The organism is Klebsiella sp. YJ (assembly GCF_002108615.1).
GTDB classification, from domain to species: Bacteria; Pseudomonadota; Gammaproteobacteria; order Enterobacterales; family Enterobacteriaceae; genus Klebsiella; species Klebsiella planticola.
On the sequence record NZ_MTEG01000105.1, the window covers coordinates 1 to 718 of the forward strand.

Annotated in this window: 1 protein-coding gene and 1 pseudogene; one reads left to right on the forward strand and one right to left on the reverse strand. The window is 50.0% G+C overall.

Annotation, left to right across the window (positions count from 1 at the left end; translation table 11 throughout):
* Positions 1-445 (reverse strand): annotated as a pseudogene (locus tag BV390_RS30390) (IS1 family transposase); the annotation flags it as partial.
* A gap of 198 nt (positions 446-643) precedes the next feature.
* On the opposite strand from BV390_RS30390, the gene BV390_RS31785 reads away from it, so the two are divergent.
* A partial coding sequence (locus BV390_RS31785; RefSeq protein ID WP_223602322.1) for a hypothetical protein occupies positions 644-718 on the forward strand: 75 nt, incomplete at its 3' end.

Sequence of the window (718 nt, forward strand, 5' to 3'; positions counted from 1 at the left end):
CCCAGCGTCGCCATAGTGCGTTCACCGAATACGTGCGCAACAACCATCTTCCGGAGCCTGTCATACGCGTAAAACAGCCAGCGCTGGCGCGATTTAGCCCCGACGTAGCCCCACTGTTCGTCCATTTCCGCGCAGACGATGACGTCACTGCCCGGCTGTATGCGCGAGGTTACCGACTGCGGCCTGAGTTTTTTAAGTGTCGTAAAATCGTGTTGAGGCCAACGCCCATAATGCGGGCGGTTGCCCGGCATCCAACGCCATTCATGGCCATATCAATGATTTTCTGGTGCGTACCGGGCTGAGAGGCGGTGTAAGTGAACTGTAGCTGCCATGTTTTACGGCAGTGAGAGCAGAGATAGCGCTGATGTCCGGCAGTACTTTTACCGTTACGCACCACGCCTTCAGTAGCTGAACAGGAGGGACAGCTGATAGAAACAGAAGCCACTGGAGCACCTCAAAAACACCATCATACACTAAATCAGTAAGTTGGCAGCATCACCCACAAAATCAACTAAATCTTCTGGAAAACATGCAAACAATCACATAAATATCGTTCGTGCCACATTGACATCCAATGATACCCAGCTAAAGTATTTTTAGAGTCGTTAAGGGGCTTTGTTGAATAAATCGAACTTTTGCTGAGTTGAAGGATCAGATCACGCATCCTCCCGACAACACAGACCATTCCGTGGCAAAGCAAAAGTTCAGAATCACCAAC